General features: G+C 38.5%; 20 protein-coding genes and 1 riboswitch. Of the genes, 1 reads left to right on the plus strand and 19 read right to left on the minus strand.

Going from position 1 to position 23,870, the window contains the following annotated elements; genetic code table 11:
- Positions 1 to 23 precede the first annotated feature (23 nt).
- The 3 genes from DW963_RS07750 to mraZ are packed head-to-tail and all read right to left on the minus strand — an operon-like array spanning position 24 to position 1,955.
- Positions 24 to 539 (minus strand): septum formation initiator family protein, encoded by a 516-nt coding sequence (locus DW963_RS07750; protein WP_158567470.1) that lies wholly within the window; start codon positions 537 to 539, stop codon positions 24 to 26.
- A 21-nt stretch (positions 540 to 560) separates the two neighbouring features.
- Positions 561 to 1,496 carry a 16S rRNA (cytosine(1402)-N(4))-methyltransferase RsmH gene (rsmH, locus tag DW963_RS07755; protein WP_117914830.1) on the minus strand — a complete coding sequence of 312 codons (936 nt, stop codon included), beginning with the start codon at positions 1,494 to 1,496 and terminating at the stop codon, positions 561 to 563.
- A 21-nt stretch (positions 1,497 to 1,517) separates the two neighbouring features.
- On the minus strand, positions 1,518 to 1,955 hold the full coding sequence (gene mraZ / locus DW963_RS07760) for a division/cell wall cluster transcriptional repressor MraZ (protein ID WP_117914876.1): 438 nt from the start codon (positions 1,953 to 1,955) through the stop codon (positions 1,518 to 1,520).
- Between the two features lie 360 nt (positions 1,956 to 2,315).
- On the opposite strand from mraZ, the gene ychF reads away from it, so the two are divergent.
- Complete coding sequence (ychF, locus tag DW963_RS07765) at positions 2,316 to 3,413, plus strand: redox-regulated ATPase YchF (RefSeq protein ID WP_117914832.1); 1,098 nt, start codon at positions 2,316 to 2,318, stop codon at positions 3,411 to 3,413.
- 19 nt (positions 3,414 to 3,432) lie between these two features.
- Here ychF and rpe read toward each other — a convergent pair whose 3' ends face one another.
- The 16 genes from rpe to arcC all read right to left on the minus strand — a co-directional run bounded on the left by rpe (position 3,433) and on the right by arcC (position 23,803).
- On the minus strand, positions 3,433 to 4,101 hold the full coding sequence (rpe, locus tag DW963_RS07770; RefSeq protein ID WP_117914878.1) for a ribulose-phosphate 3-epimerase: 669 nt from the start codon (positions 4,099 to 4,101) through the stop codon (positions 3,433 to 3,435).
- Positions 4,102 to 4,131: 30 nt separating this feature from the next.
- Entirely contained in the window at positions 4,132 to 5,022 is an 891-nt protein-coding gene (gene rsgA, locus DW963_RS07775) for a ribosome small subunit-dependent GTPase A (RefSeq protein WP_117914834.1), read from the minus strand.
- A gap of 18 nt (positions 5,023 to 5,040) precedes the next feature.
- Positions 5,041 to 6,951, minus strand: coding sequence for a Stk1 family PASTA domain-containing Ser/Thr kinase (pknB, locus tag DW963_RS07780; RefSeq protein WP_117914836.1), 1,911 nt, complete (start codon positions 6,949 to 6,951; stop codon positions 5,041 to 5,043).
- A 16-nt stretch (positions 6,952 to 6,967) separates the two neighbouring features.
- Complete coding sequence (locus tag DW963_RS07785) at positions 6,968 to 7,690, minus strand: Stp1/IreP family PP2C-type Ser/Thr phosphatase (protein WP_117914838.1); 723 nt, start codon at positions 7,688 to 7,690, stop codon at positions 6,968 to 6,970.
- Positions 7,668 to 8,720, minus strand: a complete 1,053-nt coding sequence (gene rlmN / locus DW963_RS07790; protein ID WP_117914839.1) for a dual-specificity RNA methyltransferase RlmN — start codon at positions 8,718 to 8,720, stop codon at positions 7,668 to 7,670. The genes DW963_RS07785 and rlmN overlap by 23 nt, the downstream gene beginning before the upstream one ends.
- A 2-nt stretch (positions 8,721 to 8,722) precedes the next feature.
- Positions 8,723 to 10,027, minus strand: coding sequence for a 16S rRNA (cytosine(967)-C(5))-methyltransferase RsmB (rsmB, locus tag DW963_RS07795; RefSeq protein ID WP_117914841.1), 1,305 nt, complete (start codon positions 10,025 to 10,027; stop codon positions 8,723 to 8,725).
- A complete protein-coding gene (locus tag DW963_RS07800; RefSeq protein ID WP_022097801.1) occupies positions 10,020 to 10,760 on the minus strand; it encodes a zinc metallopeptidase in 741 nt (246 codons plus the stop codon). Before DW963_RS07800 ends, rsmB begins: the two co-directional genes overlap by 8 nt.
- 12 nt (positions 10,761 to 10,772) lie before the next feature.
- Complete coding sequence (gene fmt, locus DW963_RS07805) at positions 10,773 to 11,720, minus strand: methionyl-tRNA formyltransferase (RefSeq protein WP_055286138.1); 948 nt, start codon at positions 11,718 to 11,720, stop codon at positions 10,773 to 10,775.
- 20 nt (positions 11,721 to 11,740) lie between these two features.
- Positions 11,741 to 12,214: a peptide deformylase gene (gene def / locus DW963_RS07810; protein WP_022097799.1), complete on the minus strand. Its 474-nt coding sequence runs from the start codon at positions 12,212 to 12,214 to the stop codon at positions 11,741 to 11,743.
- A 16-nt stretch (positions 12,215 to 12,230) separates the two neighbouring features.
- Positions 12,231 to 14,447 (minus strand): replication restart helicase PriA, encoded by a 2,217-nt coding sequence (gene priA, locus DW963_RS07815; protein WP_117914842.1) that lies wholly within the window; start codon positions 14,445 to 14,447, stop codon positions 12,231 to 12,233.
- A complete protein-coding gene (locus DW963_RS07820) occupies positions 14,447 to 15,940 on the minus strand; it encodes a UDP-N-acetylmuramoyl-L-alanyl-D-glutamate--2,6-diaminopimelate ligase (protein WP_117914844.1) in 1,494 nt (497 codons plus the stop codon). Before DW963_RS07820 ends, priA begins: the two co-directional genes overlap by 1 nt.
- A 38-nt stretch (positions 15,941 to 15,978) precedes the next feature.
- Positions 15,979 to 18,732, minus strand: coding sequence for a DNA translocase FtsK (locus tag DW963_RS07825; protein ID WP_117914846.1), 2,754 nt, complete (start codon positions 18,730 to 18,732; stop codon positions 15,979 to 15,981).
- A 129-nt stretch (positions 18,733 to 18,861) separates the two neighbouring features.
- Positions 18,862 to 20,169: a phosphomethylpyrimidine synthase ThiC gene (thiC, locus tag DW963_RS07830; protein ID WP_055215630.1), complete on the minus strand. Its 1,308-nt coding sequence runs from the start codon at positions 20,167 to 20,169 to the stop codon at positions 18,862 to 18,864.
- A gap of 84 nt (positions 20,170 to 20,253) precedes the next feature.
- Positions 20,254 to 20,370, minus strand: a riboswitch (TPP riboswitch).
- Between the two features lie 169 nt (positions 20,371 to 20,539).
- The gene (locus tag DW963_RS07835) at positions 20,540 to 22,177 is read right to left on the minus strand and encodes an ABC-F family ATP-binding cassette domain-containing protein (protein WP_117914848.1); all 1,638 of its coding nucleotides are present in this window, start codon (positions 22,175 to 22,177) and stop codon (positions 20,540 to 20,542) included.
- A 104-nt stretch (positions 22,178 to 22,281) separates the two neighbouring features.
- Positions 22,282 to 22,635, minus strand: a complete 354-nt coding sequence (locus tag DW963_RS07840) for a hypothetical protein (protein ID WP_147347587.1) — start codon at positions 22,633 to 22,635, stop codon at positions 22,282 to 22,284.
- A gap of 229 nt (positions 22,636 to 22,864) precedes the next feature.
- Positions 22,865 to 23,803 (minus strand): carbamate kinase, encoded by a 939-nt coding sequence (arcC, locus tag DW963_RS07845; RefSeq protein ID WP_117914852.1) that lies wholly within the window; start codon positions 23,801 to 23,803, stop codon positions 22,865 to 22,867.
- Positions 23,804 to 23,870: the final 67 nt, after the last annotated feature.

Below are 23,870 nucleotides of genomic sequence, written 5' to 3' on the forward strand. Positions count from 1 at the left end.
TATCACACTGCCACACATTATAGTTATTTGGAAATATCCTTATACTGCTTTACATATTCACTCTCTTTAGAGTCATAGCCAACAACCTGGCTTCTGCTTGGATATACCATACCAAGTTCGTTGACTGCTGTATCGTATATTGCATCATAATCTATGCCTGCATTAATCTCAGACTCATGGCTGTTATTCTCAGCCTTTAATGAGTTAAGCTGGTTCTGTAATTCTACAACTGTCTGACTATTAGTCTTAATTGCTGACTGCACATTAAGATACTGGTAGCAGATTGCAAATACAGCTGCTGCACAGGATACAAGAACCGTTGTATAGATAAGATTAACTCTGTTATTCCTTCTTATCTCTCTTCTTCTTAATCTTCTCTCCTGCTCTCTTTCCTCATCACGTCTCTTTGGTTCATATGTACGAACCTCAGGCACTGCCTGTAATTTTCTTACAGCACTTCCATACTGGTATTCGGCTGCTTTGTTAGTTTTATTAGTTCTGTTCGTTCTATTGTTTACTACTCTGCTTCTATTCTCCAAAACTTTCCCCTCCCATATGTTCTAGATTCTTTCAAACACTCTCAGTTTAGAGCTTTTCGACCGCTGGTTCTCATTAAGTTCCTCATCACTTGGGACTATAGGTTTTCTTGTTATAACCTTCCCCTTTGATTTTTTACCACATACACATACCGGGAAGTCCGGTGGACATGTACATGGGTTCTCGTTATTCTTAAATCTTGCCTTAACTATTCTGTCCTCAAGTGAATGAAATGTTATGATGCAGAGACGTCCGCCTGGATTAAGTCTGTCTATCATCATATCAATTGAATTCTCTAAGACATCAAGTTCTCTGTTCAGTTCAATTCTGATAGCCTGATATGTTCTTTTTGATGGGTGACCGCCTGTTGCCCTCACCTTGGCTGGAATCGAAGCCTTTATTATCTCATTCAGTTCAAATGTTGTCTCTATAGGCTTCTCTTTTCTTGCCGCAACTATATGCTTGGCAATATTCTTGGCGAATCTGTCCTCTCCATAATCTCTTATGATTCTGAAAAGTTCCATTTCACTGTATGTATTAACAAGGTCCTTAGCTGTCATCTCCTGTCTCTGATCCATTCTCATATCAAGTGCAGTATCTACATTATAGGTAAATCCTCTGCTTGCTGTATCTAACTGATAAGATGAAACTCCGATATCAAGAAGTATTCCATCTACCTTATCAATTCCAAGTTCATCAAGAACCTTGTCCATATTGCAATAATTATTTCTTACTATTGTTACGCGTTCTTCATATTCTTTAAGTCTTTCTGTTGCAGCCGCAATTGCATCTGCGTCCTGATCTATACCTATTAGTCTGCCACCATCGGTAAGTTTCTTTGCTATCTGATATGAATGCCCGGCTCCACCAAGTGTTCCATCAACATAGATTCCATCAGGTTTAATATTCAGATTGTCAATTGTCTCTTCTAAAAGAACTGATTTGTGTTTAAATTCCATAATAAACCTCATGTCTGCATATTATATAGAGAATCCAAGGCTCTCCATATTAGATGCTACTTCATCCATATCATCATCATAGGCACTGATACTCTGCATCCAGCGGTCCTTGCTCCATATTTCTATTCTGCTTGCAACGCCCACTAAAACTACATCTTTTTCTAATCCTGCAAATTCACGTAAAACTGATGGAAGAAGTATTCTGCCCTGCTTATCCACCTCTACGCTTGCTGCTCCTGCAAGAAAAAATCTTGTAAACTGTCTTGCATTCTTATTGGTAAGTGGTAATGTCTGTAACTTTTCTTCAAATTTCTGCCATTCATCATTCGGGTAAACAAACAGGCAGTTATCAAGACCTTTGGTAACCACAAATTCATCTCCCAGAACCTCACGGAACTTAGCTGGTACGATTAGTCTGCCTTTAGCATCTATTGTATGGTTGTATTCGCCCATCAACATAACTATCGCACCCCACTTTCTACCATTAGGCTCCACTTTCCACCACTTTAAGGTCAATTTTATACTTAAAGTGTATAAAAAACAAGCCTTTTTTTAGTTTATTTAATGTCAGAAAACAGTTAATAACAGTCTTTTTCTCCGTTTCTTGTTTTGATTGCTTATATAGTGTTTTCTCATCATTATTAACACAATATATGGTTATATTCTCATACTCATATATAAATTATTTTAATAAATAAATTATGTGTTGTTTTTAAAGGAAAATTTTTGTATAATATTATTTTGTACTGGATTCTTTTTATGTTTTTAAAGACTTCCAGAACGAATAATCATAAGAATAAATAATGAGGAGATTCTATTATGAAGCTTGGTATCGTGGGTTTGCCTAATGTCGGCAAAAGTACCCTTTTTAATTCACTTACTAAGGCAGGAGCAGAGTCAGCTAACTACCCTTTCTGTACTATCGATCCTAATGTCGGTGTAGTTGCAGTTCCGGATGACAGACTTGACAAGCTTGCCGCTTTATATAATTCAGCCAAGATAACACCTGCTGTTATCGAATTCGTTGATATTGCCGGTCTTGTTAAAGGTGCATCTAAGGGTGAAGGTCTTGGAAACCAGTTCCTTGCCAACATCCGTGAGGTTGATGCTATCGTTCATGTTGTAAGATGTTTTGAAGATTCTAACATCGTTCATGTTGATGGTTCTATTGACCCAATAAGAGATATTGAAACTATCAATCTTGAGCTTATTTTCTCAGATATTGAAGTATTAGACAGAAGACTCGCTAAGCAGAAGCGTGCTTCATATAACAACAAGGATATTGCTAAAGAATGTGACCTCCTTGAAAGACTTAAGGCATTCCTTGAGGAAGGTAATTTAGCCAAAAACTTTGAATGTCAGGATGAAGATGAAGAAGCTTTCATGAAGGAATACAATCTTCTTACAGCTAAGCCTGTAATCTTTGCAGCTAATGTATCAGAAGATGACCTTGCTAATGATGGTGCTGACAATGAATATGTTGCAAGAGTAAGAGAATATTCTAAGAAGGATAACTGTGAAGTATTCGTTATCTGTGCTCAGATTGAGCAGGAAATTTCTGAATTAGACGAAGATGAGAAGAAGATGTTCCTTGAAGACCTTGGTATAAGTTCTTCAGGTCTTGATAAGCTTATCGCAGCAAGCTACCGTATCCTTGGTCTTATCAGTTACTTAACAGCAGGTGAGACAGAGACAAGAGCATGGACAATCACTAAGGGAACTAAAGCTCCTCAGGCTGCCGGCAAGATTCACAGTGATTTCGAAAGAGGCTTCATTAAAGCAGAAGTTGTTTACTATCAGGATTTACTTGATTGTGGTTCATATAACGGAGCTAAAGAGAAAGGTCTTGTAAGAATGGAAGGTAAAGAGTATGTCGTTAAAGATGGCGATGTAATTCTTTTCAGATTCAACGTATAATATTAATGGGCGTGTGGTTTTACCACGCGCCCATTATTTCTTTAAACTTTTTAACATTATCAGCTACATCTCCAGAAAAGATTGCTGAACCTGCTACTATCACATTAGCACCTGCCTCAAGAACCGATGCAAGATTCCCGGCATTCACTCCACCATCAATCTCAATATCTGTATCTAATCCCCTGGCATCTAATAATCTTCTGATTTCTTTTACTTTATCAAGTGATTCCGGTATGAACTTCTGTCCCCCAAATCCTGGATTAACACTCATTACAAGAACCATATCTACTTTATCAAGATAAGGCTCAATTGCTGATACCGGTGTCGGAGGATTAAGTGTTATAGCTGCTTTTACGCCACATTCCTTAATCTTTTCTAATGTAGCGACAACATCCTTACACGCTTCAACATGAACTGTAATTATATCAGCTCCTGCCTTAACAAAGTCTTCTATATATCTTATAGGCTCTTCAATCATAAGATGTACATCAAAAACCTTGTCAGTCGCACTTCTTGCTGACTTAATAACCGGCATTCCGAATGAAATACTCTTTACAAAAAGTCCGTCCATAACATCTACATGAACATATTCAGCTCCTGCCTTATCAATTGTTTCAAGCTCTTCTCCTAATTTCTTGAAGTCTGCCGATAATATTGATGGTGACAAAATTTTCTTTAAACCACTCATAATTAACAACCTTTCTGTTTTCAAGTACATTTAGTACTTCTTCTTGTTCTTTATTTCTTCAAATATATCTGTATATGACTTATATCTGTCATAATTGATAATTCCATCTTCGACTGCCTGTTTTACCGCACATCCAGGTTCACTCACATGCATGCAGCCATTGAATCTGCACTGTCCCTCGAATGGTGTGAATTCTTCAAAATAGAATCTCAAGTCTTCTTTCTCAACATCCGGAAGATTAAGTGATGTAAATCCCGGCGTATCACATATATATGTTTCTGTGCATATATTATAGATTTCGGAATGTCTCGTAGTATGCCTTCCACGTCCTATCCTGCTCACTTCACCTGTCTGGCTGACTTCTTCCTGCTCCTCCATTTCCGGTATAAGCAGATTGGTAAGTGTCGACTTGCCGACTCCTGATGGACCTGCAAGAACTGTAGTCTTTCCTTTCAGCACTTCCATTACCCTGTCAATGCCAATATTATTCTTTGCACTTATGAATATGCACTCACAGCCACAGCCTTCATATTTCTTCTTTAATTCATTCTTATATTCATCATCCGCCAGTTCTTCTTTATTGAAGCATACAACTGTTGGCACATCCTGATAATTCATCATAAGGATGAATTTATCAAGGAGATTAAAATTAGGCTCTGGTGTCTTTACTGCAAATATAACCATTGCCTGGTCGATATTAGCAGAAGCCGGTCTTATTAATTCATTCTTTCTTGGGAGAATATCCACCACATTTCCTTTGAAATTATCCTTATCAATAACCTCAATCTCCACATTATCACCAACAAGCGGCTTAATGTGACGGTTCCTGAATATTCCCTTTGCCTTACATTCATAAATACCGTTGGCTTCTACATGTATATAGTAGAAACCAGCGATACCCTTAATTATCTTTCCCTGCATATAAATAATTATACCTGATTAATTCTGTGCTGCATCTGAAGATGGCTGTGATGTTGCTTCTGAAGGTTTAGTCGGTGCCTCTGTAGCCTTTGTTGTAGGTTCCGGCTTATGGCTTACAGTAATTGTAACTGTTGTTCCCTCTGGAACAGAAGTTCCTTCTGAATATTTACATGCTATAACCTTACCATACTCACCCTTTGAATCATCATATATAGTATAAACAGAAAGTCCATTATTTTGAAGCCACTGACTTGCGTCTGACTCTGTCATTCCAACAAGGTTAGCCATTGTAACATTCTGAATCTGCTTTCCACGGCTTACAGTAATTGTAACTGTTGTTCCCTTTGCAACACTTCCTGATGGAGAAGCCTTAATTACTTTGCCCTCTGCAACTGTGCTGCTGTAATCATAATCTACTGTAACCTTAAATCCTGCTGCTTCGAGCTTTTCTCTGGCATCATCTTCTGTTTCTCCTGTAACTGATGGAACTGTTGTATTAACAACATCTTCTCCACCACTTATAGTAAGTATAATCTGTGTATTCTTGGCAACCTTGGCACCAGCCTTCGTTCCCTGTGATATAACTGTATCCTTGGCAACTGTCTTAGAGCTCTGTACAACCTGCTTATAACCAAGTCCTACCTCATTAAGAGCCTTAACAGCATCATCCTTAGTCATGCCCTCAACCTTAGGAACTGTTACTGTATTCTTACCTGCTTCTGTTGATATTGTTTCTTCAATGCTTGAAGTTGTCTCTGTATTATCATTCTTAGAAGATCTTGTACTTCCAACAAGCTTGACAATAACAAATATTGTGACAATAAGAATAATAACAGCAATTCCGATACCGATTATTTTCATTATAAGATCAAGCTTATCATTACTCTCATCATCAATATCTACATCATCATCTTCTTCAGATTCTTCTATATTATTCTCTGTTTCTTCTTTATTATCATCATCTTCAATGAACATATCGTCATCATCTGATAATATGTCATCTTCCTCTTCTGCCCTGACTTCTTTGGCATTAAGTGCATCCGCTGTAACTGATGCTGCTGTACCAGAAGCTGCATACATAGGAGCCATTACAACAAAATCTTCATCGGGCATAACAAGTGACTTCTTAAGATCTGTTATAAGCTCTGCTGCTGACTGATATCTTCTGTCAGGCTTCTTCTGCGTACACTTAAGGACTATTTTATCAATGCTGACCGGAATATCTGCTGCCACTGTAGAAGGAGCAGGTATCTCATCCTGAATATGCTGTACAGCAACTGCAACTGTAGAATCCCCGTCAAAAGGAACAGTTCCTGTTAACATCTCGAATATTGTAATACCAAGTGAGTATATATCACTTCTCTCATCTGAATATCCACCTCTTGCCTGTTCTGGCGAAATATAATGAACAGAGCCCATTGTAGAAGATGAATTGATTGTGCTTGATGAAGCAACCTTGGCAATTCCGAAGTCTGTAACCTTAACCTTGCCTTCCTTAGATATAATAATGTTCTGAGGCTTGATATCCCTGTGAACAATATGATGCTTATGTGCTGCATCTAGACCATTAGCAACCTGAATTGCTATGCTTACTGCTTCTTTGAACGGAAGCTTGCCTCGCTTCTCAATGTACTTCTTAAGAGTTATTCCTTCTACAAGTTCCATTACAATATAGTATATTCCGTTCTCATCGCCGACATCATATACATTAACTACATTAGGATGTGTAAATCCTGCTACAGACTGTGCCTCTGCCCTGAACTTAGATACAAATGTCTTGTCTTCACTAAACTCTGACTTCATAACCTTAATAGCAACATATCTGTTGAGTTTATGGCACTTCGCTTTGTAAACATCTGACATTCCGCCTGTGCCAATCTGCTCGATTATCTCGTATCTGTCAGCTAAAAACATTCCTTTTCTTAACATAACCTATCCCTTTCACTTACAGTTCTACAATTATAACTGAAATATTATCCTTGCCGCCATTCTCGTTTGCTCTGTCAATAAGCAGTCTCGCCGCATCTTCTATATTATCATTGTTCCTTACTATGCTTAATATTTCTGCATCTTCTAGCATATTGGTAAGACCATCGGAACACATAAGAATCTTGCTGTTTTCTTTGATATCTATTGAAAACATCTCTGGTTCAACTTGTTCCTCTCCTCCGATTGCCCTTGTTATGACATTCTTTCTGGCATGTGTTCTTGCCTCGCTTTTACTTAACTGTCCTGCAAGAACCATCTCTTCAACAAGTGAATGATCTCTTGTTATCTGAGTTATATCATTGTCATCTATTACATATAATCTGCTGTCTCCTACATTAGCAACCCTTAATACATTATCATATATGGTCGCAATAACAAGCGTTGTTCCCATACCGTAATAATCCTCTGATTCAGATGCCTTCTGTAAAAGCAGACTATTAACCATCTTAACCGAATCATTAATAACAGATATTGCATCTTTTTCCTGTGATTGTTCTATAAGAGTTTTAATAGTTTCAACTGTAAATCGTGAAGCTGTATCACCAGCTTTATGACCACCCATTCCATCTGCTACAATAAACAGATTAGGCAGGCATCCAACCCTGTCAACAGATGTATATATATAATCCTGATTAACGGCACGCGTCTTGCCTATATCAGTAATCGCCGTTGCTTTCATCAACATCCTCCATATACTTATTCCTTAACTGTCCACAGGCACCATCAATATCTCTGCCCATTTCCCTTCTAATTGTAACATTTATTCCGTTCTTTTCAAGTTTATTTTTAAATGCGTACACTTCATCCTTACCTGTCTGCTTATAATCACGCTCCTTGATAGGATTAACAGGTATAAGATTAACGTGGCAGTTCATACCCTTAACAAGTTCAATCAACTGCTTTGCACATTCCATTGAATCATTGACACCTTTAACAAGACTGTATTCAAATGAGATTCTTCTGCCTGTACATTCTATATAATACCTGCATACATCCATTATCTCTTCTATTGAATATTTGTTAGCTATAGGCATCATTGTTTTTCTTAGTTCATCATTAGGCGCATGAAGTGAAATTGCAAGAGTAATCTGCAGCTTAAGGTCAGCAAGTTCCTTTAACTTAGGTACTATTCCACATGATGATACAGTAATATTTCTCTGGCTTATATTAAGCCCTCTCTCATCATTGAGAAGTTCTATGAACTTAATAAGATTATCATAGTTATCCATTGGCTCTCCTGAACCCATAACTACAACATTGCTTACTCGCTCACCTGAAATCTTCTGTATTCTGTATATCTGGTCAAGCATTTCAGATGGCTTTAAATCCCTGACTTTGCCGTTAAGTGTAGATGCACAGAAACGGCATCCCATACGGCATCCGACCTGTGAGGATATACATACTGAATTACCATGATGATATTTCATAAGTACACTTTCAACATAATTACCATCCGTTAATCTGAACAGATATTTTTCTGTTCCGTCAAGCTTGGAACGCTGTACCCTGACAGGCTCTAAGCATACATATTCTGATGTTTCCTTTAACTTCTGCCTTAATGCATTGGAAAGGTTGGTGCATTCATCAAAGCTGTCTGCCAGTTTTTCATGCATCCACTGATATAGCTGCGAAGCCCTGAACTTCTTCTCACCAAATCCAGCCATATATGTTACAAGTTCGTCATAATTAAGTGACTTAATATCTGTCATGTCTATTCTCTCCTAAGTTTTGCAACAAAGAATCCATCTGTTCCGCCATTCTTTCCCGGCAGAATCTGTCTGGATTCTATCTTCTTAAAGCCATACTCTTTGCATAACCAGTCAGCATTGGCTTCATTCTCTTCTGAATTAATTGTACATGTGCTGTACATCATTATACCGCCCTGCTTAACATATGCCTGTACTACAGAAAGTATGCTCTGTTGCAGCTTCTTTAATGAAATCAGCTTATCCTCTGTTATATTATATCTGATATCAGGCTTTCTTCCCATAACGCCGAGTCCTGAGCATGGAAGGTCTGCTATAACAACATCTGCCTTCTCTTTCATGGATTCATCCATAACAAGTGCATCTTTTACCTGGACTTCTATATTATTAAGTCCGAGCCTTGATACATTTTCATCAATAAGACCAGCCTTATAATCTGATACATCCCTTGAGTATACTTTACCATCAGTGCCAACACTTATTGCAGCATTAACACTCTTTCCTCCCGGCGCTGCACACACATCAATTACTGTATCACCAGCCTTAAATCCAGTCATATATCCTGCTGTCATGGAACTTATATCCTGTATCTGGTACAGACCATCCCTGAAACTCTTAAGTCCGGCTATATAATCATAGTCCTTAATCTCTAAAGCATATGGTATACCTTCAACATCTGCCACAGATACGTTTTCCTGTAAAAGAATCTTCTTTATCTCTTCAACTGGTGCCTTTGCTGTGTTACATCTTACATAAGTCTTTTTTTCCTGCTTAAAACCTGCAAGAATTTCCTCGGTCTTATCAATGCCCAGCTGACTGTGCCACATTTTAACTATCCATAATGGCATTGAGTATTTTACAGAAAGGTACTGTTCAATATCCTTATTCCTGTCAGGATATGTAATATTATCCTTATTTCTTGCAATGTTTCTTAAGACTCCGTTCACAAAACCCTTAAGCCCTGTGAATCCACGTTTTACAGCCAGTTTTACAGCCTCATTGCACACTGCTGAATCCGGAATATTATCCATATATATTATCTGGTATACAGACATTTCACATATATTTCTTATTAGTGGTTTCATCTTTCTTACAGGAGTCTTTGAAAACTGGTCTATTATATAGTCAAGTTCAATTCTGTTCTCAATCGTTCCTAGTGATAATCTGCTTATAAATGCTCTCTTATTCTTATCAAGATATTGGTACTTTGTCAGTGCATTATTAATGAGAAGGTGTGAAAATTCACCCTTCTCATTGATTTCCATAAGTATATCCAGTACAACTGCCCTTAAATTCACCGAATCAGTCACGGCGTCTTCCTCCAAATAAATAAATCAGTCTTAAAAGCTGTAAAATTGCTGTGGCTGCTGCCGCAACATATGTCATGGCTGCTGCTGAAAGCACTTTTCTTGCCTGTCTGTTCTCATCTCCATATAGGAATCCTTCTGATTCAAGAAGCTGTAATGCTCTTGCCGAAGCATTAAACTCAACCGGTAATGTTACAAGCTGGAAAAGTACTGCCAGACTGAACATAAGAATACCAATATCTATAAGTATATTAGTTGAGCCAAATATAAGTCCAAGCACAATAAGTATCCATGATACCTGCGAACCGACACTGGCTAACGGAAAAAGTGCTGTTCTGAAGCTTAAAGGACCATATCCGTAAGCATGCTGTATTGCATGTCCTGTTTCATGGGCTGCAACTCCGATAGCAGCAACAGATGTTGAATTATAAACAGAATCTGACAGGTTAAGTGTCTTATTTCTTGGATTATAATTATCTGTCAGGCTTCCTGATACTCTCTGAATAGATACATCGTATATTCCCTGGCTTCTTAAAAGCTGCTCTGCGACCATTGCGCCTGTCATTCCTTTTGAAGATGACACCTTGGAATACTTGTTAAATGTGCTTTTTACCTTTACCTGTGCTATCAGTGCAATAACGCATGATATTATTATCAGAATGTACATTGGATCATAGTAATATCCATATCCATAATAACCATATAAAGCTACCATAATACCTCTTTTCTGAACCATTTAAGATTCTGCTTATTCTCCTAACATTACACCTGCTTCTAACTGGTTGCCTCTTAAGAACGAACCACTGTCCATTCTCTTCTTACCTTCTAACTGAACCTCATTAACAACTAAATACCCCTGTCCACAGGCTATTGTAAATGTGTTCTTTCCTACCGTAACAACCTGTCCCGGCTTAACTTCTTCTGTCTGTACTTCACTGATATTATCTGCAACATCTGCATCCCATATCTTTAACATTTTACCGTCTATATAAGTAAATGCACTAGGCCATGGATTAAGTCCTCTTATAAGTCTTTCAAGTTCAGCTGCACTCTTATTGAAATCCATCTTACCAAATGACTTATGAAGCATTTTTACATAAGTGCTTTCTGAATCATCCTGCTTAACAGGAGTAATAGTTCCAGCTTCAAGTCCTTCAAGTGTCTTAACCAAAAGATGCGCACCGACATCACTTAATCTGTCAAAAAGACTTCCGCCCGTCTCTTTAGCATCAAGCTTCACCTTTTCAACCATCAGGATATCTCCTGTATCAAGGCCTTCATCCATCTTCATGGTTGTAACACCTGAATACTCACAGCCATCAATAACTGCCCACTGGATTGGCGATGCACCTCTGTACTTAGGAAGAAGTGATGCATGAACATTGATACAACCGTATCTTGGCATGTTAATAATACTTGCCGGCAGTAACTGTCCAAATGCAACGACAACAATTACATCTGCATTATATGTTCTTAATTCTTCTACAAATGCTTCATCTCTTGCTCTCTCCGGCTGTAACACTGTGATTCCATGCGCCACAGCTTCCTCCTTAACTGGAGAGAAAACAAGTGATTTGCTTCTTCCTCTTGGCTTATCAGGCTGTGTAACAACTGCTGCCACATCATGTCCTGCTTCGATTATTGCTTTAAGTGTCCCTACAGCAAAATCGGGTGTACCCATAAATACTACTCGCATTCTGTTCCCCTTTTCATTAATTATTCTTCTTCAATGTCATCTGTAGAGAGAAGTTCTCCTTCTACTTTATCAACATACATTATACCATCAAGATGGTCAATCTCATGAAGAAGGCATCTTGCAAGAAGCTCCTCTCCTTCTACTATAATCTCTTCCATATTCTCATTAAGAGCCTTAACCTTGGCATAATTAGGTCTTGTAACCTCACCTGTCTTTCCAGGTACACTTAGGCATCCTTCAAGCCCTGTCTGACTTCCGCTTGTCTCTAATACAACAGGATTGATAAGAACAATAGGATCATCTCCACAGTCAATAACAACAAGTCTCTTTCTGATTCCAACCTGAGGTGCTGCAAGACCTACACCGTTAGCCTCATACATTGTATCAAACATATCATCAATAAGCTCTTCAATTCTTGGTGTCATCTCTGTAATCTCTTTTGCCTTGGCTCTTAGTATATCATCTCCAAGTGTTCTAATATTTCTTATTGCCATATATTCCTCCTCGCAATCATCCATTAATATCGTATTGTACATTAATATTCTTAAAAGCCTGATTTCCAACAATATTAACATCAAGCTTTTCATGTATACTGTTAAGAACTTCCCTGTCTTTATGTTTTACATAGATTATCTTACTATACACATCTTTAATCCTATATATAGGTGCATCTGCCGGACCTATACACATAAGTCCTTTATACTTACAGTTGTTATCCACAAATGCTTTAACCCACGCTGCACTCTTTGTCAATAACATCTCATCTGGTGAAGATAACATAATCTTCATAAGATTATCCGCCGGCGGATATCCACACAGCTTTCTGTAAGCAATTTCCTGCTCATAGAAAGCATTATAATCCTGATTAGCCGCACTAACAATACTAAAATGCTCCGGCGTATAAGTCTGTATAACTACATTGCCGCTTTTTTCTGCTCTTCCTGCCCTTCCAGCCGCCTGTGTAAGAAGCTGGAAAGTTCTCTCAGAAGCCCTGTAATCACTGGAATAAAGTGACATGTCTGCCGCAAGCACTCCCATAAGCGTTACATTTGGAAAATCATGTCCTTTAACAATCATCTGAGTTCCAATAAGAATATCCGCATTACCATTGGCGAATTCCGACAGAATCTTTTCATGTCCATCCTTGCCTCTTGTAGTGTCCATATCCATTCTTAGCACTCTCGCCTGTGGAAATGTTTTCTTAACCTGTGCTTCAACACCTTCTGTTCCTGCCCTGAAGCCCGAAACATATCTTGAACCGCATGAAGGACATACAGTTATCTTAGGTGTTGTATATCCGCAGTAATGACACATCAGCCTTCCATTCGCATGCTCCGTAAGTGAAACATCACAGTGCGGGCATTTCATAACCTTTCCGCATGAACGGCATGATATAAAGCCAGCCACGCCTCTCTTATTAAGGAAAAGCATTATCTGCTCATGCTTTGCAAGTCTGTCACTCATCAGTTCTCTTAACCTGTTGCTGAATATCGTCCTGTTTCCAAGCCTTAATTCTTCTCTCAGATCAACAATGTCAACCGCTGGAAGCCCTCCGCTTCCCGCCCGGCTGTCAAGTGTAATAAGCTGTATATGTCCATTCATTGCCGCATAGTAGCTTTCCATTGAAGGAGTCGCAGAACCAAGTATCACTGAAGCGCCTGCTTCCTTTGCAATATGGCATGCAACCTCTCTTGCATGATATCTTGGAACAGTCTCTGACTTATAAGCTCCTTCATGCTCTTCATCTATTATTATAATTCCTATATTTGAAAACGGTGTGAACAACGCTGAACGTGGTCCAATCATTACACTTATATCGCCTCTCTGCGCCCGCAGAAACTGGTCATAACGTTCTCCCTTTGACATACGTGAATTCATAATAGATACCTTATCCCCGAATCTGTGATAAAACCTCTGCACAGTCTGGAATGTAAGCGCAATCTCCGGTATAAGCACAATTGCCTGTCTTCCCTTGTTAAGCACATGTTCTATTGCTTCAAGATACACCTCAGTCTTTCCGCTTCCTGTGACACCATGAAGCAGATATGTCTTATAATCACCATTATCATAGTCAGCTATTATTGTATCCACAGCGTTTTTCTGCTGCTTGTTAAGCTCAATGTGCTTTGTTTCTCCCGTAACATTTCTTACAGGATTCCTGTAGATGTCTTCTGACCTGACTTCAACAATCCCCATATCTTCAAATGCTTTGACCGTCTGTGCTGTGATATTAAGCTTGGATTTAATAATACTTTCATCTATTACAGGTTCCTTAATCAGTGCCTCTAACAATCTGTATCTTGCTTTTGCATTTTTCTTTGCAAATGTATCAAGATACTTCTGCGCCTGTGCCTCGTCAATGATAAGATTGACCGAGCGTTTTTCCTTCTGCTTAACCTTATCCTTTACAGGAATAACCGTCTTAATTGCCTGATTCATGGTACAGCCATAATTGTGCTTCAGCCACGCCGCAAGCTTTAACATTCTGCTTACCGCAGTGACCTTTCCCTCGGTAATTCCTTTAATATATTTTATTTTTTCAACAGGATATACCGCTTTGTCTCCAAAACCTACAACATACCCTGTTATCTGCCTGTTTCCTGCTCCAAATGGAATATCAACTGACATTCCCAGTTCAATTACATCTGCCAATTCATCCGGAACTGCATACTGGAATGTCTTATCAAGCTGTTCATGTGAAATGTCTATTATTACATCTGCGTACATTAATTACCCTTCAATTCTTCAAGCACTTCTTTGATAAGCACCCTCTCATCCATAGGATACTTCACACCCTTAATCTCCTGATAATCCTCATGACCTTTACCCGCAAGAACAATAATATCACCCGGTTCGCCATGTTCTATCGCATACTTAATAGCTTCTTTTCTGTCTGTAATATCAACATGCTTTCCAGTAGTCTTAGCAATTCCAGTCTTGATATCTTCTATAATCGCCTCTGGCTCTTCAAATCTTGGATTATCTGATGTGATAATAGTAAGGTCAGCAAGCTTTCCTGAAACCTCGCCCATCTCATATCTTCTTTCCTTGGAACGGTTACCACCACATCCAAACAGGCATACAAGTCTGTGAGGATGATATTCTTTAAGTGTTGTAAGAATACTCTCTAAAGCCATTGCATTATGCGCATAATCTATCATTAATGTAAAATCATCTGAAACCTTTACAAGCTCAATTCTTCCCTTAACCTTAACGTGTTTAAGAGTTTCCTTAAGTGCCTCCTCATCAACATCGAAATGCCTTGTAATTGCGATTGCACATAATGAATTGTATACAGAAAACTTACCCGGAAGATTAAGTTCAACCTTCATATTAACAAGTCCTGTACAGTCATATGTAAGACCAATTTTACCCGGTTCATGTAAAAGTTCAATATTTTCAGCCTTAATATCAGCATTATCTCCGATACCATAGCTTTCAACCTTACATATTGCTCCCCTAAGGATATCCTGGGTATGCTTATCATCAGCATTAACGATACCAACCCTGCACTGCTTGAATAACTTAGCCTTACAATTAAGATAATCCTCAAATGACTCATGCTCATTAGGTCCAATATGGTCTGGCTCAAGATTAGTGAATACACCTATATCAAACATAATTCCTGCTGTTCTGTCGAGCTTAAGTCCCTGCGAAGACACCTCCATAACAACTGCCTTACAGCCAGCGTCCACCATCTTGGCAAACGACTGGTGAATCTCTATTGATTCAGGCGTTGTATTATGTGCCGGAATTGTCTCATCCCCGATAATAGTCTCGATTGTTCCGATAAGTCCTGTCTTAATGCCACATGCTTCAAGAACATTTTTAACCATATAAGTAGTCGTTGTCTTTCCCTTAGTTCCTGTTATTCCTATTGTAAACAGCTTCTTATCAGGACTGCCATATACTGCTGCCGACATAAGTGCAAGTGCCAGTCTTGTGTTATCTGTGCTTACAACTGCTGTCTTGCAATCCTTAGCTTCGTATTCACCATCAAGAACAACAATTACAGATGCCTTATCCTTAATCTGGTCAATATATTTATGTCCATCGCTCACAGCACCCTTAATGCATACAAATGCATATCCATCCTGCATCTTTCTTGAATCAGATGTAATTCCTATCACATCTGCATCAGTATTTCCGCATACAACACTATACTTGAAGTCTGCAACTTCATTTTCTGAACATATTTTTAATATCTCTGAAAGCTTCATACATTAGTCTCCTTATTTTATAGTATATATTACTTACATTACTGCTGCTTTAGAAGTGTTTCAAACTCTTCCATTGTCATCTCAACCTTTCTTGGCTTAGTTCCAAGCTCCGGTCCTACTACCTTTGCATCAGCAAGCTGGTCCATAATTCGTCCTGCCCTGTTAAAGCCAATCTTAAAATGTCTCTGCAGACTTCCTATTGAGCCTTTTTCATTCTCAATAACGAATCTTCCTGCGTCAGCAAAAAGTGAATCTCTCTCTTCATCACCTTTACTGCTGCCAGACATGCTCTCCTGACTTACAGTAGCCTGTGCAATACTCTCATCATAAGATACTTCCTCTGCATTCTCCTTAAGGAAGGATACAACATTTTCAACTTCCTCATCAGATACGAATGCACCCTGTACACGCAACGGTTTTGGAAGATTGGATGGGAAGTAGAGCATATCTCCCTTTCCAAGCAGCTTCTCAGCACCATTCATATCAATGATAACTCTTGAATCAATTCCCGAAGATACTGCAAATGCTATCTTAGACGGAATATTTGCCTTGATAAGTCCTGTTACTACATTAACAGAAGGTCTCTGCGTTGCTATAACCATATGTATTCCTGCTGCTCTCGCAAGCTGTGCCAGACGGCATATTGCATCTTCAACCTCACCCGGTGCAACCATCATAAGGTCAGCAAGCTCGTCTATGATAATAACAATCTGTGGAAGCTTCTCCATTGGAGGGTCTATGCCTTCCTTATTCTTCTTAACAACAACATCATTATATCCCTTTATATTACGAACCTGCATTGCCGCAAACTTCTTATATCTGTCTGTCATCTCATTAACAGCCCAGTTAAGCGCTCCCGCAGCCTTCTTAGGATCAGTTACTACAGGTAACAGCAAATGTGGTATTCCATTATACACACTTAACTCAACAACCTTCGGGTCAACCATTATAAGTCTTACATCCTCTGGCTTTGCCTTATAAAGAATACTCATAATTATTGTGTTGATACATACCGATTTACCTGAACCTGTTGCTCCGGCAATAAGCATATGCGGCATCTTCGCAATATCCGCAATAATAGTCTTTCCTGCGATATCCTTACCAACTCCGAATGATATTGCTGACTGGCTTTCCTTGAATTCCTTAGACTCAACAAGTTCCCTGAAATATACACTTCCTGCTTCCTTATTAGGAACTTCAATACCAATAGCAGCTTTTCCTGGAATTGGTGCCTCAATTCTAATATCTGCTGCCGCAAGATTAAGCTTGATATCGTCTGATAAAGAAACAATCTTGCTTACCTTGACACCCTGTTCCGGCTGTAACTCATATCTTGTAACTGTAGGTCCGCAGCTTATATCAGTTATAGTAACTTTAACTCCGAAAGTAAGCAGTGTCTCCTGTAATCGCTGTGCAGTTACTCTGTATTCAGACTTTCCACCAGACGCTGTGCCCGGATTTCTCTTTAATAAGCTTACCGGTGGGAACTTATACACCTTCTTAGGCTTGTGTACAGGCTTAACCTGCTCTGGTTCCTTTTCCGTTTTCTCTTTATGTTCTTCGTTGGTCACATCATTTTCAAATATCTCATCGTTATCATATGGAGTCTCATCTTCATATGAACTTTCCACATACCCAGTTACATCTTCCGGTGCAGCTCCTGTAACCTCATCATCGCTCATATAGTCGTTACTCATATAATCTGGCTGGATATCTTCCACATGTGATTCATTATCTGGATAATAATCATTGTTATCAATATCATCATATGCGAGTTCAAATGTATCCTCGTTATGTGCATTATAATCAGGTTCATATATATCCTGTGAATACTTATCGTTGCGTTCTGTATCCACGACTATCTCATGAATATCTATGTCCGGTGCCTGTTCCTGCGCATCCTTTATAAGAGTATCCGAAGTAACTCCTCGCACAACATTATTCATACGGGCGTTGGCTAGATATTCTTCTCTTGCTTTCTTCTCCGCAAGCTGTTTCTCTTTCTTCTCAATCTTTTTAAGTCTTGCTCTGGCACGCTCTTCTTCTCTTAACTTTCTGTATTCATCATCAGACATATCATTCTGTCTGCCTGCTGAATGTTCCTTATAAGCTGAATAATCTTCTTTAGCTTCCTTCATAAGACGCTGGCTGCCATTGCCAACCTTCTTAAGTCCTGATATAAATGAGCGCTCTGTAATAATAACTATGCATATTATTGCAAGTATCATAAGTATTACAAATGTTCCAATTAATCCAATAGGACTTAATGCCTTACACAGCACTGCTCCAAAAAAGCCACCTCCAGCCTTATAATCTGCACAATATGTAAATATTTTTCCTATACTGTTATCTGCAATATCAGGATTGTTGTATACACACTGCACCATTGCACATAAAACAATAAACAGTCCATATGCTGCCGTTGTCTTAATTCTTGCAACTCTTAACAGTTCTCTGTTAACCATAAGAAAAATTATACTTCCCGCAAGAAGTACTGGAAAAACATATTCCATAACACCAAACAGCCCGAACATAAGCCATTTGATACCTCTTCCTAAAGTTCCTGCAATATTGAAATTACTAAGTATAAGAATTATTGCACATGCTATCGAAAAAAGAATTATACAGTCATTCTTTAACTGATTAGTCTGTGTCTGAACATTCTTCTTATTCTGCTTCTTTCCCTGAGCAGAAGACTTTCTTCCATTAGTGCCTGTTTTTCTCCCCTGAGTACCCGTTTTTCTGCTTTGAGTGGTATTCTTTCTGCCATTTCTGCTGGCTGTATCTGCCATAACTTTCACTCCTTCATATCATCATCACGCATCATGATATTATACCATTTATCCCCTTCCAAGGCAAATATAAGAAAAAGGCAGAATACACATTTCCATGCATATTCCGCCTTTCATATTAAGCATTAATTATTCATCGAATATACTTACAATCTCGCCTTCCATAATCTTGTTCATATTCTTTACTGCACAGAAATTACCACACATAGAACATGTATCTTCCTTCTCAGGCTTAGATGAAGCTCTGTAAGCTCTTGCCTTCTCAGGGTCAATCGCAACGTCAAACATTGCTTCCCAGTCAAGGACCTTTCTTGCTTTGTCCATCTTATAATCCCAGTCCATTGCACCCGGTACGCCCTTTGCAATATCAGCCGCATGTGCTGCAATCTTAGAAGCAATAATTCCTTCCTTAACATCATTAAGATCTGGTAATCTTAAATGTTCTGCAGGTGTTACATAACACAGGAATGAAGCTCCGTAAGTAGCTGCGATAGCTCCACCAATTGCTGCTGTAATGTGATCATATCCTGGAGCTATATCAGTAACAAGAGGTCCTAATACATAGAAAGGTGCTCCCTTGCATATTGTCTGCTGAATCTCCATATTAGCCTTAATCTGGTTAAGAGGCATATGTCCTGGTCCTTCAACCATAACCTGGACATCCTTCTCCCATGCTCTTCTTGTAAGCTCGCCAAGTGTAACAAGTTCTTCAATCTGTGAGATATCTGATGCATCCATAATACATCCCGGTCTGCACGCATCTCCAAGACTCATTGTAACATCATATTCTCGGCATATCTCAAGCACTCTGTCATAATATTCAAAGAACGGATTCTCATTTCCTGTCATCTCCATCCATGCATATATGATAGAACCGCCCCTTGATACAATATTCATAAGTCTCTTATCTGCTCTGAACTTCTTAGCTGTAGCCTTGTTGATACCACAGTGTATAGTCATGAAATCAACGCCGTCTTTAGCATGCATTTCTACAACATCAAGCCACTCCTGTGCAGTGATATCCTTAAGTGCCTTATGATAATATACAACTGCATCATATATAGGAACTGTTCCAATTGTTGCCGGACATTCTGATGTCAGCTTTCTTCTGAACTTCTGTGTATCTCCGAAAGAAGAAAGATCCATGATAGCTTCCGCACCCATCTTTACAGCGTTATTAACCTTGTCAAGCTCCATATCAAGATCCACGCAGTCTCTTGAAGTTCCAAGATTAACATTAATCTTAGTTCTTAACTTATTTCCGATACCATTAGGGTCAAGACATTTATGATTCTTATTGGCAGGAATGATAACCTGTCCCTTAGCTATAAGCTGTCTCAAACTCTCGACATCTATATTTTCTTTCTTTGCAACAATTTCCATTTCTTTAGTAACAATGCCTTTTCTTGCAGCATCCATCTGTGTTGCGTATTCCATATGTATTCCTCCATTCTGGGTAATTAACAGGAAAAATCATAAGCCTTGTGGAAATTCGATATTGAAACAATCAAATGAAGAGCTAAAAAGCCCTTTTAAGAATCCCTACGGTGGCATTATCCACATCAGGTTATGGGTCGGAACTTAATCCCTCTCAGCAGCCACTGCTTACACAGCCCTTATGCTCCCCTGCAAATATAATATGCAATAAGTATAACAAATGTGTGGTATTTGTCAATCTGGTAATTAATTTGATAACTCTTGTAAATCAATCTTAAAATTCAATTACAGAACTATATGTCTTTTTCATGTAGTAAAATAGGCGTCCGCACTAATTTCTTAATGCGTCCGCCTATTCGTCTGCTAATTATTAATCTTCATCATCAGAAGCTGCTTCTGCAAAGCCCTGACGCTTTCTTGCCATCTCATCACTTGCAAGATACTCATCGTATGTTGTTATCTTATCAATAAGCTGTCCGCTTGGAACGATTTCCATAATACGGTTAGCAGTTGTCTGGATGAACTGGTGATCGTGTGATGTAAATAATGTTACACCAGGGAACTTAATAAGTCCGTTGTTAAGAGCTGTGATTGACTCCATATCAAGGTGGTTAGTAGGATCATCAAATACTAATACATTAGCTCCACATATCATCATCTTGGATATAAGACATCTTACCTTCTCTCCTCCTGATAATACCTTAACCTTCTTAACTCCATCATCTCCGGCAAAAAGCATTCTTCCAAGGAATCCTCTTACATAAGTAGGATCCGGATCTGGTGAATACTGTGTAAGCCATTCAACAATAGTATCTTCTCTGTTAAATTCAGCAGCACTATCCTTAGGGAAATAAGCCTGTGATGTTGTAACACCCCATTTATAGCTTCCCTCATCAGGTTCCATGTTACCTGTAATAATATTGAAAAGTGTAGTTGTAGCAAGCTCATTAGAACCCACAAATGCTATCTTATCATCGTGGTTAACGATAAATGATACATTATCAAGTACCTTAACACCATCAATAGTCTTAGATATTCCCTCTACTGTAAGTACTTCGTTACCAATCTCTCTTGCTGGTCTGAAGTCAATATATGGATACTTTCTGCTTGATGGTCTGATCTCATCTAACTCAATCTTCTCAAGTGCTCTCTTTCTTGAAGTAGCCTGCTTAGACTTAGAAGCATTAGCTGAGAATCTCTGGATAAAGTCCTGTAATTCTTTAATCTTTTCTTCCTTCTTCTTATTAGCTTCCTTCATCTGCTTGATAATAAGCTGGCTTGACTCATACCAGAAATCATAATTACCTGCATAGAGCTGAATCTTAGCATAATCAATATCTGCAATCTGTGTACATACTTTATTAAGGAAATATCTGTCATGTGATACAACAATAACAGTATTCTCAAAATTAATAAGAAACTCCTCTAACCATGCAATAGCATCAAGATCAAGGTGGTTAGTAGGCTCATCTAAAAGCAGAATATCAGGATTACCGAAAAGAGCCTTTGCAAGAAGTACTTTCACCTTCTCACTACCATTAAGCTCAGCCATTGTCTTGTAATGAAGATCAGTTCCAACACCAAGTCCGTTAAGAAGCTGTGCAGCATCTGACTCAGCCTCCCAGCCATTCATATCAGCGAATTCAGCCTCAAGCTCACTTGCCTTATTGCCGTCTTCCTCTGTAAAATCTTCCTTGGCATATATAGCTTCTTTCTCTTTCATAATCTGATAAAGTCTTTCATTACCCATGATTACTGTATCAAGAACATTATATTCATCATACTTGAAGTGATCCTGCTCTAAGAAAGATAATCTCTGGCCTGGTGTGATAGAGACATCACCCTTGCTAGGTTCTATCTGTCCTGTAAGAATTTTTAAAAATGTTGACTTTCCGGCACCATTCGCACCTATAAGTCCATAGCAGTTACCTTCTGTGAACTTAATATTAACATCCTCAAAAAGAGCCTTCTTACCGATTCTAAGTGTTACATTATTAGCACTAATCATTAATAATCTCCTCCAAAAAATACGCATAATAGTTAATAATCTATTATAAAAATAATCATACAAAGTTGATTATAGAGATTCCCGCCCATAAATGCAAGCAAATATTAATAAAAAGCTATTCTGTCCACATCTTCATCGTTAATCCAATTATATCTTTCTGGCAGCACAACATCAATATCAATCATTGCCATTATACTGACTGCACCCTTATTCTTAAGACTTTTTAACACATCCATATAATATAGTGACTTAAGATCTGTTAAAAAATCTTTTGACATAACAATAAGAACATTTTTATATTGTCTTATAAATTCTTCATCCTCCTCTCTTGAAAATCCATGCATGTACTTTTTGTTAATACTCCAGAAATCCTCCAATGAATTGCCCATTGCAAGAAAATTTCTCTCAAAGCATACGCACATTACATTCTCTTTGCAAAACATGTTAAATACCAGCAATCTTCCCCCAATCGTGATTATTCTTCCGACTTGGTAATTATATCATCTTTATAACTGCTTGTGTTGCTAATGTCTTATTCTGTAGTTATCTCGTCGCAATCCGTCATTTTCACGTCACATTCGGAATAGTTTTCACATTTTTTAATCATATGACTACAAAAAATGCATAACAAAAGGACAGGCACATTGTACCTGCCCTCCATAATCTGATTCAATTATCATACAATTACTATGCTGTTATTGTAGTTCCTGTCTTTCCTGCAAGACCTTCCTTAGCTTTCTCAAGATTAGCTATAATAGCCTTTCTTTCCTTATCTGCTGTTACGAATCTGATAGAAGCGTCAACCTTAGGGAAAGTTGTGACTGCTGGGAAATGACCATCTTTAATATACTGGTGAAGATCTGATGCAGAAACTGTATCAAATACCTTCTCCTCTGGTGTTCCCATTCCAATAGTAAGCTTGTCATATGCTGTAAGGAAAAGTAATGTTCCTGCTCCAACAAGCTCTGCTAACTTGGCAGCTGTATAATCCTTTTCAATAATAGCACTTGCACCCTTAAGATGTGAGCCCTGCTGTAATACAGGAATTCCTCCACCACCAGCTGCAATAACAACCTGATCAGCATCAAGCAATGCCTTGACAGCATCAATCTCATATATATCGATTGGCATAGGTGAAGCAATTATTCTTCTGAACTTTCCAGGCTCTTCTTCAACTACATAATTGCCCTTCTCTTCTTCAGCATCAGCTTCTTCTTTAGACATATATCTACCAATAACCTTAGATGGTTCGCTGAAAGCAATATCAAAAGGATCAACTCTTACCTGAGTAATAATAGTTGAAACTGTCTTATATATTCCTCTGTTAATAAGCTCTTCTCTTATGGCATTCTGAAGATCATATCCAATATAACCTTCACTCATGGCTCCGCATACAGACATAGGAGCAACTGTTCTGTCATCAGGCTCAAGTCTTGCAAACTCAGTCATTGCTGTCTGAATCATACCGACCTGTGGTCCATTACTGTGTGTAATAACAACCTGATACTTAGCTTCAACAAGATCAGCTATTGCCACTGCTGCTTTCTTAACATTCTGCTGCTGCTCTGGAAATGTCTTTCCAAATGCATTTCTTCCTAAGGCAACTACAATTCTCTTATTATCCATAACATAAACCTCTCATACACGATTATTATTGATGTAAATATTATATTCCATGAACCGCCAAAAAGCA

It is taken from the genome of Eubacterium sp. AM46-8 (genome assembly GCF_003466705.1).
Taxonomy (GTDB): Bacteria; Bacillota; Clostridia; order Lachnospirales; family Lachnospiraceae; genus Lachnospira.